8 protein-coding genes are annotated in these 11,687 nt (G+C 54.6%); all 8 read right to left on the bottom strand.

Annotated features, from left to right (window positions below):
- Positions 1–40 precede the first annotated feature (40 nt).
- A complete protein-coding gene (locus L9H78_RS02975; RefSeq protein WP_249620723.1) occupies positions 41–1,774 on the bottom strand; it encodes an ABC transporter family substrate-binding protein in 1,734 nt (577 codons plus the stop codon).
- 118 nt (positions 1,775–1,892) lie between these two features.
- Positions 1,893–3,767 (bottom strand): ABC transporter ATP-binding protein, encoded by a 1,875-nt coding sequence (locus L9H78_RS02970; protein WP_249618421.1) that lies wholly within the window; start codon positions 3,765–3,767, stop codon positions 1,893–1,895.
- The gene (locus tag L9H78_RS02965; RefSeq protein ID WP_249618420.1) at positions 3,764–4,717 is read right to left on the bottom strand and encodes an ABC transporter permease; all 954 of its coding nucleotides are present in this window, start codon (positions 4,715–4,717) and stop codon (positions 3,764–3,766) included. The genes L9H78_RS02970 and L9H78_RS02965 overlap by 4 nt, the downstream gene beginning before the upstream one ends.
- Positions 4,718–4,719: 2 nt before the next feature.
- Complete coding sequence (locus L9H78_RS02960) at positions 4,720–5,703, bottom strand: ABC transporter permease (RefSeq protein WP_249620446.1); 984 nt, start codon at positions 5,701–5,703, stop codon at positions 4,720–4,722.
- A gap of 295 nt (positions 5,704–5,998) precedes the next feature.
- Complete coding sequence (hutU, locus tag L9H78_RS02955; protein ID WP_249620445.1) at positions 5,999–7,678, bottom strand: urocanate hydratase; 1,680 nt, start codon at positions 7,676–7,678, stop codon at positions 5,999–6,001.
- A 124-nt stretch (positions 7,679–7,802) separates the two neighbouring features.
- Entirely contained in the window at positions 7,803–8,549 is a 747-nt protein-coding gene (locus L9H78_RS02950; RefSeq protein WP_249620444.1) for an IclR family transcriptional regulator, read from the bottom strand.
- A 23-nt stretch (positions 8,550–8,572) separates the two neighbouring features.
- A complete protein-coding gene (locus tag L9H78_RS02945) occupies positions 8,573–9,931 on the bottom strand; it encodes a YjiH family protein (RefSeq protein WP_156519588.1) in 1,359 nt (452 codons plus the stop codon).
- 181 nt (positions 9,932–10,112) lie between these two features.
- The gene (locus tag L9H78_RS02940) at positions 10,113–11,459 is read right to left on the bottom strand and encodes an MFS transporter (RefSeq protein ID WP_249620443.1); all 1,347 of its coding nucleotides are present in this window, start codon (positions 11,457–11,459) and stop codon (positions 10,113–10,115) included.
- Between the last annotated feature and the right edge of the window lie 228 nt (positions 11,460–11,687).

Genomic DNA, 11,687 nt, shown 5'->3' with positions numbered 1-11,687 from the left:
GAGACCGGCTGGCATCATTGGCGAATGGTTCTTCGGCGGCTTATTTCTCCCAGCCGATGTCTTCTTTCAGCATCGTCTTAAACGGTGCCGGGCCGAAGTTGGCTAGCCCCTTCTTGTACGCAGACATCTGTGGACCATTCGCGTATGGCAGGTGGCCGTAGCGCTCGAAAACTTCTGTTTCCAGTTCGTTGGCACGCTCGATTTGTGCTTCCTTGGTGTCCAACTGCTGCATCTCTTTGATCTTCTCATCGAATTCTGCAGATCCCGTGCTGGACAGATCCAGGTTGGAATCGCTGCCGAAGGATTGCTCGAAGTAGACGATGCCGCTGTACGGGCTGGTAACTCCCACGGCACTCAGGAAGAGATCGAAATCGCGTTCTTCCAGGATATTCGCAAATTCGCTGGCTGGGCGTTCTTCAATACGCAGATCCACACCGATTGCGCGCAGCATCGATTGCACCGCAGAAGCTGTGGACTTCGAGACTTCATCGTCACCGACCAAAACGTAGCGCAGGGAGAGTTTCTCGCCATCTTTTTCGTAGATGCCGTCGCTACCCTCGGAATATCCTGCATCTTCCAGCAGTTTCTTCGCGTTTTCTGGGTCATATTCGAGAACGTCTGACAGGTTGTCTTGGTAGTGATCTTGGAAGGTCAGCGCAGCCAACGATCCCGGCATCTCTTCTTCATAGTCCAAGCCGTTGTACCGAATTTCGGCTAACTGTTCGCGGTTGATACCGGCAAAAATGCCATGGCGCACCTCAGGATCAGCTAACAGCGGGCTTTCTGAGTTCAACGAGAACAAAATATACGACGGACGCAGAGCTGCACGGATGTCGATGCTATCGCCCATCTGCTGTGCGATGGACATATTGTTCTTGTTTCCCACACCCGCTGCATCGATCTCGCCAGAGCGGAAGGCGTTAATAGTGGCCTGCGATTCCAGCTGCCGGTAGGTTACACGATCCAGCTTCGGCTCCGGGCCCCACCATTTATCGTTCGGTTCGAAAACAACGTTGCCCGACTGGAAGTCTACTGAGGCCACGGTGTACGGTCCTGCACCCCATTCTGGATGCAACTGATTGAGATATGCCTCGTTGAATTCTTCTGGGGTATCGACATCGGGGTGCAGCAGCTGCGTGAATGGTTCTTCCCACCACGGATAAATCTGCTTGTAGGTAACCACAGCTTGCTTCGGGGAGTCGCCTTCTTTCACAGACTCGACAAGGTTATAGCCATCGGTTGCTGCAGGCTGGAACTCCGGGTTTTCCCCGCTCATTGCCTTCCAGATCGCTTCAAAGGCACGCCAGTCGATCGGGGTACCGTCGTTGAACGTTGCTTCATCAGTGAAGTTATAGGTCACCACCGTTTTGCCATCAACCTCTTCACTGCTGACAGAATCAAAGTAATTCGGGTTGAACTCCACCTCGCCCTTGTCGTCCATGATCGTCAGCTGCGGGTTATACCAATCCCACACCGTCGAAGTATCAGAGACCATGTTGGCGTGCAGCGTATTTTGTTGTTCCGAAAGTTCCCCCAGTGGCAGACGCAATTCGCCGCCATCTTGCAGCTGGTCGCGGTCAACCGGGTTGTAATCACCCTCTGGGTGCACCTCCACGCTGGCGCCATCGCCGTTGCCGCCCCCGGAGGCATTCGACCCACCATCTGAGCTGCACGACACCAAAGTCAGTGCGAGCACCGACATGGCGCCAATACCGACCTTTTTCATCCTGCCAGCGTTCTTACCGTCAGCCTTTTTAACCACAAAACCAGACATGCTATTCATGGAGACTCCCTCTACTAGTGAAGCAAACTGTACAGAATATATTCTGTGAGTTAACGCTCATTAAATTATAACTGTGAGTTAGCGCAATTGAGAACTTTTGCGCAGAATATTATGCAGAATCTTTTTGTCTCCGCGCGACCTCCGGATCCGGGATTGGGATAGCGCTGAGCAATTTCCGCGTGTATTCATGCTGTGGATTATCGAAGATTTCATCCGTATCGCCTTCTTCCACAAACGCACCCTCGTACATCACGGCCACCCGGTCTGAAAGGTGACGCACCACAGACAAATCGTGTGCGACAAACAAATAAGCGATCCCGAGCTTGCGCTTGAGGTCTTCCAGAAGGTTGATCACACCAGCTTGAATAGACACATCCAAGGCTGAGACCGGCTCATCGAGCACGATCACCTTCGGGTTCGTCGCCAACGCGCGAGCCAGCCCGATACGCTGCCGCTGGCCACCGGAGAAATGGCTCGGGAACCGATCCAGATGGTCAGCATTCAGGCCCACCAACTCCATCAGCTCAATGACGCGATCATCGACGTCACCGTCGAAGCCCAAGGAATTCAACGGCTCGGCAATCACTTCCCGCACAGTCAGACGTGGGTTCAACGAACTCATCGGATCCTGGAACACGATTTGCAGTTGCTTCCGCGCTTCCCGACGCTGCGCCGCTGAAAACTCATTCGCATCCGCGCCGTCCAGCAGCACCTGACCGTTTTCCGGCTCCAAGTCCATAATCTCCAGCAACGTCGTGGTCTTGCCGCAACCAGACTCGCCGACGATCGCCATGCATTCGCCTTCACGGATTTCGAAGCTGATGCCGTTGACAGCTTTGACCGTACCGACGCGACGCTTGACCAAAGCACCTTTCAACAACGGGAATTCCTTATGCAGGTCTTTAACCGCAAGCGCAATCTTGCGCTCCTCACGCGGGACATCCCCCAGCACGTCAGCGCTGAGTTTCGGTACCGGATACATCTGCTGGCCGTCGATTTTTCGGTCCGTAATGTGCTCAGAACGAATACAGGCCGTACTTTGACTCTGATTACTCTTCAACGGCAGCAGCTTCGGTTCAGAGTGCAGACACTCGTCGGTCGCTACCGGGCATCGCGGGGCAAACTGACACTTATCCTCGAGGTTCACCAACATCGGTGGATTTCCCTCGATGGGAATCAGCGGATCCTCCGACGACGCATCGGGACGCGGGGTTGATCCCAACAACCCGACGGTATACGGCATCCGCGGGTTGGCGAACAAGTCATGGACCTCGGCGCGTTCTACTGGACGCCCGGCGTACATCACCATGACATCGTCGGCAGTTTCTGCGACCACCCCCATGTCATGAGTGATCATGATCGTGGCCGCCCCTGTTTCTTTCTGCGCAACCTTAATAACGTCCAAAATCTGTGCCTGGATGGTCACGTCCAAGGCCGTAGTCGGCTCATCAGCGATCAAAAGCTTGGGATTATTCGCGATCGCAATGGCGATAACCACGCGCTGGCGCATACCACCGGAAAATTGATGCGGAAAAGATTTCAACCGTAACTTCGGTTCATTAATCCCGACTAGTTCCAACAGCTGCGCGGCCTGGTCCAGCGCGACGCGTTTGCTGACTTTTTGGTGCGTCTGGATAGCTTCGACCAGCTGGGTACCAATATCGAACACCGGGGTCAGCGCCGACAACGGATCTTGGAAGATCATGCCGATGTCTTTGCCCCGGATTTTCGACATCTGCTTGTCGTTTTTCTCCAATAGCTCGACGCCATCAAATTCCACGGAGCCGGCAACCTTGGCATAGTCCGGCAACAACCCCATTATTGCCATGGAGGTAACGGATTTTCCGGAGCCGGACTCTCCCACGATCCCCAAGGTCTTGCCGGGCAAAAGATCGAAATTGACTCCACGCACAGCGTTAACGGTTCCGGCCTCAGATGGGAACGAGACGCTGAGATCAGTAACAGACAAAATAGGAGAGGTCATGCTTTTCCTCCAGAATTAGAGTTTGGATCGAGTGCGTCGCGCAAACCATCGCCGATAAACGCCATGGACACAGTCAGCAAGGTCAACACACCGGCTGGGAAGTAGAACTGCCACGGCGATGCATTAATCACATTCACGCCGTCTTGCAGCATGGTTCCCAGAGAAACATCGGGAAGCTTGATACCGAGGCCTAAAAACGACAGCGCGGTTTCTGACATGACGGTGCCGATCACGCCGAACACGAATTGGATGATCAACAGCGAGCCAATATTCGGCACTAGGTGTCGCAAGACGATGCGTGGCCGGGAAACACCCATGTATTTTGCAGCGCGCACATAATCCAGCTCGCGCAAAGTCAACGCCAGCGACCAGATAACACGCGCCGGATACATCCAACCGAAGATCGCCAAAACGATGATCAGCAGCTTCCAGTCCCCGCCGGAGCCGGAAACCACCAAGGCAATGATCAAAAACGACGGAATAGCCAGCAAAAAGTGGATCGCAGCCATCACGATCTTTTCGACGGGCCCGCCCCACAAAGCAGCACCGGCTCCAATCAATGCGGATGCCACGGAGGTCAGCGCAGAAACCACAATCGCGATTGTCAACGAACGCCCGAGACCATGAACCACCTGCGCGTAAATGTCATTACCGGCATCGTTCGTGCCGAACCAGTGCTCCGCGCTTGGCGGCTCCGAGAGACTCAAAAAGTCCGGCTCATAGTAGTCCCACTGGGTAAAATAGCCGCCGATCGTCGACAAGAAAATTAAGCCCAGCAGGATTAATAAACCGACGGTAGCGAGCTTGTTGCGGAAAAACCGGCGAGTGTACAGCTTCCACCGCGACGTACCGCGCTTTTTCGTGCCATCGCCGACTTTGGTGGCTTGTTGTGCCCCGCCCAATGGTGAACGGCTTTCGGTGTCAATATTGGTGTCTTGTGGATTAGTCATGGCTAGCTCACCCGTACCCGTGGATCGATGGCGACAACGACGAAGTCCGCCAGGATTGCAGAAAAGGCTGTCGAGGCAGCACCGAAAGCGGCGACGGCAACGACACCGTTGATGTCGTTATTTGCGATGGTGTCCAGGAAGTACTGCCCCATCCCCTGCCACGCAAAGATCTTTTCGGTCATGACAGCGCCGGTAAAAATCCCCGGAATAGAAAACGCCACCGAGGTAGCAACCGGGATGATCGAGGTGCGCAACGCGTGTCGGCGAATCGCCACCCCTCTGGGAAGTCCTTTCGCGCGGGCGGTACGTACATAATCGGCATTGAGGTTATCCAGCAGCAGGGTGCGCTGAGTCATGTGATAACCGGCATAGGAAATAAACACCATCGCAATCGTGGGCAAAGTCAGGTGCTGCAGGATATCGATGAGCGTCGGGAAAAATCCCTCGACGTGGATCGACCGGGCGCCAATCACGTAAAAGACACGTTGACCGGTCCATTCATTGACTTTCAGACCAAAGCCCACGACGACGATCGAAGCCACGACGATGTGCGTATTCATCGCGATGATCGAAATTCCTTGCCAAATGCGGTCACCGGCTTTGTACTGCCGGGATGCGGTGTAAACACCGATGGCTACACCAATCACGATGGACAGAATCGTGGCTAGCAAAAGCAGCTGCGCAGAGACCCAGATTCGATAGCCAACTTCGGCGTTGACATCCGCGCCCACCGGTGATGAACCCCAATCCCAGTGCAATACAACATTGGTGAGCCAGTTCCACCAACGCTCCAAAATGGGCGTCGACGGGCTTAAGTTATAAGGCTCCAGCATGGAGTCAATTTGTTCTTCGGGTATCGGCGGTCGCCGTGTTGCGTAATTCGACCTAGGGTCCAAAAAGGCAGAGGCCAGAAAGTACGTCAGGTTGGTTGCCAGAAAAATAACCAGCAGCCACCCCGTTACTTTCTTGAATAAGTAGCGAAACATACACTCTCCACTGAAATCCTGCGAGCACAGCCACCGCACCTTTGTAGGATGACAAAACCAAAACTACGGTGCGTAAGTTATATCACATGAGACTTGCCACAATACAAAGCAGTTAGTGACACAAACCTGTTCTAATGGCGTTTTGGCTCACAGCAGGAGAATATAAATAAATAACCCCGTTTGGCGACACACTGCACGCAGCCAGCGGCAGCCAAACGGGGTGAGCAAAAACGAACACAGCGACGTTTCTACCCGGCGTTGGTTGAGCTAGTTTTTCTAGAGTTTCTAGCCTTTTCTAGCTCTCACGGGACTTAAATGGAGATGGCACGCGCACGCCGCGCTCTTCTGCGACCTCATTAGCCCGGTTATAACCGGCGTCAACGTGGCGGATCACACCCATCGCAGGGTCGTTGGTCAACACGGCTTCCAGCTTCTTCGCGGCCAGCTCGGTACCGTCTGCCACCGTGACCTGGCCACAGTGGATGGAACGGCCCATACCAACGCCGCCGCCGTGGTGCAGGGATACCCAGGTAGCACCGCCGGAGGTTGCGGTCAGAGCGTTGAGCAGCGGCCAGTCTGCGACGGCGTCTGTACCGTCCAACATGCCTTCGGTTTCGCGGTACGGTGAAGCCACCGAACCGGAGTCCAGGTGGTCGCGACCAATAACGATCGGCGCTTTGACCTTGCCCTCTGCCACCAGCTTGTTGAATAGCAAACCGGCCTTGTGACGCTCGCCGTATCCTAACCAGCAGATACGTGCTGGCAGGCCTTCGAACTCCACGTATTCATCAGCAGCATCCAGCCAGTTGTGCAGGTGCTCGTTTTCTGGGAACAGTTCCTTGATGGCCTGGTCGGTGACCTTGATATCTTCTGGGTCGCCCGAAAGCGCCACCCAGCGGAATGGTCCGAGACCCTCACAGAACAACGGACGGATATACGCTGGGACAAAGCCCGGGAATTCAAATGCGCGATTGTATCCAGCATGTCGGGCCTCGTCACGGATGGAGTTGCCGTAGTCGAAGACCTCAGCACCTTCGTCCTGGAATTCCACCATCGCTTGCACCTGAGCCGCCATCGATTCGCGTGCTTTCTTGGTGAAGGTCTGCGGGTCAGCCTTCGCCTCGCGGTGCCACTCGTCGACTGAGTGCTCCACCGGCAGGTAGGACAACGGATCGTGCGCGGAAGTCTGGTCTGTCACAATGTCGACTGTGAGCTCGCCTGCGCGGTGTCGCTTGAGCATCTCCGGGAAGATTTCGGCAGCATTGCCGACGACGCCAATGGTCAGCGCGCGTTTTTCTGCTTTGGCCTGGTTGGCCATCTCGATGGCTTCATCCAGCGAGGTAGTGACCTCATCCAAGTAGCGCTTGCCTTGTCGACGCTTCAAACGGGTCTCATCGACGTCGGCAATGATGCACACACCACCATTGAGTTTGACGGCTAGCGGCTGCGCACCACCCATACCGCCACACCCGCCGGTCAGAGTCAGAGTGCCAGCCAAAGTGTCGTTGAAACGCTTGGTGGCAACGGCAGCGAACGTTTCGTAGGTGCCCTGCAAGATCCCCTGGGTGGCAATGTAGATCCAAGAACCTGCGGTCATCTGCCCGTACATCATCAGGCCTTCAGATTCCAGTTTGCGGAAGTGCTCCCAGTTGGCCCAGTCACCCACCAAGTTCGAGTTAGCGATCAGCACGCGCGGAGCCCATTCATTGGTACGCAGTACACCGACCGGCTTACCGGATTGCACCAGCAGGGTCTCATCGGATTCCAGGTCTTTCAATACATCAACGATGGCGTCGAAGGATTCCCAGTTACGGGCTGCTTTACCAGTACCGCCGTAAACCACGAGATCTTCCGGACGCTCTGCAACCTCGGGATCTAGGTTGTTCATCAACATGCGCAGCGGAGCTTCCGTCTGCCACGATTTTGCGGACAATTCGGTTCCGCGTGGGGCACGAATTTCACGGGGTTGCGACATAGTGGTGGGTATCCTTTCACTCAAACACTTTGTTCTTGCTGTTTAATTTAGAAGTTTTCTAGATCACAGAACAGGGACTTGCCGACGGTCATGTCTGAAATGCGAGACGGGTATGTGCCGCGGGTTATCCCCGATTGCCATACATGCGGGCTGAAATGTCGCGCGCGGCAGAGCTCAGATGATCTCGCAATTCTTCAAATTGCCCGGCACGCAAGCTATCCACCGGATACGTCACCGCCAACGCAGCCGCGGGACGCTGCAAGTGATCCAACACCGGCACCGCAACACTGGCCTGCCCCCTACTTACTTCTTGCACTTCCACATCAAATCCGCGTTCGCGGACGGCGGCAAGATGTTTTTGAAACGCGCCCCAGCCTTCGGTGGCATCCGACGCCGAGTAAACCGCACGGTATTCCGTTTCCGGCAAGTGCGCGAGCATAGCTCTCCCAGAAGCCGTGCCCACCGCTGGCAAGCGGACCCCCACCTGACTAATCAACGACACCGCCCGCGCAGCACGCGTTTCCTGCAAATACACAATCTCAGTGGCAGACAAGCGGGATAAGTGCCCCGATCCGCCTGCCAAACTGGCGGCTTTATCCAGGTATTTCTGACTTAATCGCACCAAAGGCTGCTGGGTCGTATAGGCATTCGCCATGGAATACGCAGCCAGGCCGAGACCATAGGTCCGTTCGCCAGCAAGATGGACAACAAAGCCGGCCTCGACCATCTCTGCCAGCAAGTGATACGTGGTAGAACGCGGAATGCCGAGTTCCCGATGGATGCGCGCTGCGGAAATCGGCACATCGATGGTAGAAAGCAACCGCAAAATATCTAGCGTGTGGCGTGCTGCAGGAACCTGCGGGGAATTCATGATTTTCAGACTAACGAATGGTGCTACAACAACAAATACGCAATCGGGGTGGCAATGAGAATCGTCAGCGCCACGCGTTCAAACCAGATGATGACGATGGAAGTCAGGGAAATCGGGATACGGGTAGCCATGATGCACGGAATAAGCGCGGAGAAGAAAATGATCATCGAGATAGAGACCACGCCGACGACGAACTTCGCCACCAGATCTTCCGCGCCTGCCATGCTGGCCGCAGGCAGGAACATTTCTGCAATACCAGTGGCCATCGCCTGGCTGGCATCCATGGTTTCTGGCAGGCGCACGACCCAGGCGAACGGGTAGAACAGATAGCCTATCCACTCGAACACCGGGGTGAATCGCTCCAGCAAAATGCCACCCAGGCCAACCGAGAGAATCGATGGCACGATGGCACCAGCCATCTTGACTCCATCCACGAAGCTATCGCGCACCGCCCGCCACAGGCTAGGGGCATTTTCCAGGGTATAAAGAGCCTCATGCCAAGCGGCTTTAAACCGACTCCCATTGACTTCTGCTTCTGGCTCCGGAGTCGCGCCCTCGTGATAATCATCCGGAATACGCGACAACGGCGGAATACGTACGGTGATTGCGGTGACCAGGAAAGTAACGACTAGCGTGACGAAAAAGAACGTGGTCCAAATTTCCATGAGGCCGAGTGCATTAGCGACGATGACCATGAACGCTGCGGAGACCGTCGAAAAGCCCGTGGCAATAATGGCGGCTTCTTTCGCGGTATAGCCACCGCGCTGATAAACGCGGTCTGTGATCAAGATGCCCAGCGAATACGAGCCAACGAACGAGGCCACCGCATCGATAGCCGAACGGCCCGGCGTTTTCCACAGCGGGCGCATAATCGGCTGCATGAGTACGCCGATAAATTCCAAGAAGCCATAGCTGACCAGCAACGCGAGGAACGCCGAGCCAATCGGAACAATCAACCCGACCGGAGTGGCAATCTTTTCCCAGAGAAATGGCACCATGTCTTCGTCGCCAAGCACCCACGGCAGCGCATCCAACACCGCCAGCACCGCGATGATAAAACCGATAACGTTCGTGACGACGAAAATCGCAGCGAGCGTGCCTTCTTTCCAGTTTTGATTATAGATGGAACGAACAGCACCAAAACCGGCCAGAGCCAGGATGATCCACGGAACGATGGCGGGCACACTGTCCCGCACGATCGTAACCATGTGGTCGAGCGGGATCGAGCTTTTGTCTTGGTAGGTCAGTGGGAAGAAAAAGACGAACGCACCAATGGCGCTGTAGACAAACAATCGCCAGATATTTTTCGGGACCGGCGGGTCAGTGTGCCCAACGCTTGGCACGTTGGTGACGTGCTTCGGTTCTGGAATGGTCGGCGACACGGCTATTCCCCTTTGCTCTACAGCTGGACTCGGCAGCTGGTTACTCGTTACTACGTATTCACTGTTTCCGCATCACATACCGACGGTCGTGCGCGATAGATCAACGGAATGAGTGATACCGATAACATTAGGTTTTGTTGAACAGTGTGAGCAAGACAATACAAAGGGTGCGAGTCTGGGATCACAGATTTTCGTAGGCTACGGTGTCGCCACCGCTGTTATCGCTGTCCGGTTCCTCATTACGCATCGCACGTACCTCCCAAGACCCAGCCAGCAATAGCCAGCCCACAAACCCAGTCCCAATTACAACGGCCGCAAACCAGAAACGAGTACCAGATTCCACCATGGTGCCCGCAAGTGTCGGTACAGCGACGTTGATAGCACTGCTAACCACGATAAAAATCGCCATTACACGCCCCTGTAAATCCTGCGGCGTGACAGCAAAAACGTGGCCAAACAGGGCTGCATTTAATGCCGGCGATGGGAGCATACAAGCCAGGCTCACCACCAGCATGACCCAGGGACTGGCAGCCAAGAACAAAAACACGCCGAAGAAGATCAGCATACTACCTAAGCCAACAACCACCAGCGAACCTGGCGCATATAGGTCCGTAAGCCACGGAAGCAAAGCACTGCCGAGCAACGAACTGATGCTGAAGCCTGCCACCACCAAACCGATAAGCCAGCCCGGTTCGCCCGCATCCGAAAGATAAAACGTGGTCCAGGAAAACGTACCGAAAACAAATAAGTTAATTAACGGCGCGCTGAGCAGAATCCGAAACAGCGCGTTATGTTCACGCAAAAACCTCCACGCCGACCCATACCCGCCACTCAGCTTTGCAGTGAGGTTTCGCCACCACCGCGTTGGCGGGCTATCTTGCGTTTCCGTCTGCTCTTCATCATCCAGGCCAAATTCCTTTTCCTTATTCGGCCCGAGTGGCGTACGAATTGCTAAAGCATTGATATAGAAACCGAGATTGCAGAAAAACTGCACCACAAATGGAACTGGTGCCAGCGCAGAATACAATGCACCGGACGCCGGGCTGGCAGCAATCGATATCGTCGACTCCCGGGCTTCTGCAGCTCCTGCTGCCCGAGGAAATTGCTCCGGAGAAATCACATTTTTCAGGGCTGCATCCATGACCGGGTCGAGGACACCCGTGATAGCACTACTAATTAGTACGAAGCTAGAAATTGCCACGACGGCAGCTTGCGTCGTCCAGTTTGCATAAAAATAACCACTCACGGTTAGGGCAATCCCCAGCGAACATATGACGACGACTGGCGACAACACCTTGAATAAGCTTCGGCGCTCTACGCTATCTGCAAGCGATCCGCCTACCGCCGATCCGAGGATACCCAACAAACTAACGACAGAAAAGAACAATCCTGCCGTTGCCACAGAGTCAAAGATCTCGACCGCCAGCAACATAGTCGCCAGACCCATACCAGCAGATACGGACAGTAGAGTTTCGCCAACAAACCAGCGCCGATAATCCTTGACGTGGAACGGGTTCTTAGAATTCATGACTCCCCTATAAGCTTGTTGCCCTATCGAGTTTCTGCACGAGCTTTAATTGCCACGCATTGATACAGGACGCGACCTTCAATCAATTCTTGAACTCTAAAGAAAAGACGGCTTACCCGAAATAAACTCCTACAATTGGATGCCGAAATGAAGACATACTGGTCTAACGTGCAGTCAAGAAATCCGTTTTACCTGCGATAAGAGTTGAAACTGTTTAATCTAGTACTA

It is taken from the genome of Corynebacterium pseudodiphtheriticum (assembly GCF_023509295.1).
Classification (GTDB): Bacteria; Actinomycetota; Actinomycetes; order Mycobacteriales; family Mycobacteriaceae; genus Corynebacterium; species Corynebacterium pseudodiphtheriticum.
Note: the sequence above shows the minus strand (reverse complement) of the source record. Positions and strands in the feature narration are given on the sequence as shown.

What these genes read in the sequence shown, in the direction of transcription:
- L9H78_RS02970 (WP_249618421.1), bottom strand. Translation starts at nt 3,767, where the DNA reads ATGACCTCTCCTATTTTGTCTGTTACTGATCTCAGCGTCTCGTTCCCA.
- hutU (WP_249620445.1), bottom strand. Translation starts at nt 7,678, where the DNA reads ATGTCGCAACCCCGTGAAATTCGTGCCCCACGCGGAACCGAATTGTCC.
- L9H78_RS02975 (WP_249620723.1), bottom strand. Translation starts at nt 1,774, where the DNA reads ATGTCTGGTTTTGTGGTTAAAAAGGCTGACGGTAAGAACGCTGGCAGG.
- L9H78_RS02940 (WP_249620443.1), bottom strand. Translation starts at nt 11,459, where the DNA reads ATGAATTCTAAGAACCCGTTCCACGTCAAGGATTATCGGCGCTGGTTT.
- L9H78_RS02950 (WP_249620444.1), bottom strand. Translation starts at nt 8,549, where the DNA reads ATGAATTCCCCGCAGGTTCCTGCAGCACGCCACACGCTAGATATTTTG.
- L9H78_RS02965 (WP_249618420.1), bottom strand. Translation starts at nt 4,717, where the DNA reads ATGACTAATCCACAAGACACCAATATTGACACCGAAAGCCGTTCACCA.
- L9H78_RS02960 (WP_249620446.1), bottom strand. Translation starts at nt 5,703, where the DNA reads ATGTTTCGCTACTTATTCAAGAAAGTAACGGGGTGGCTGCTGGTTATT.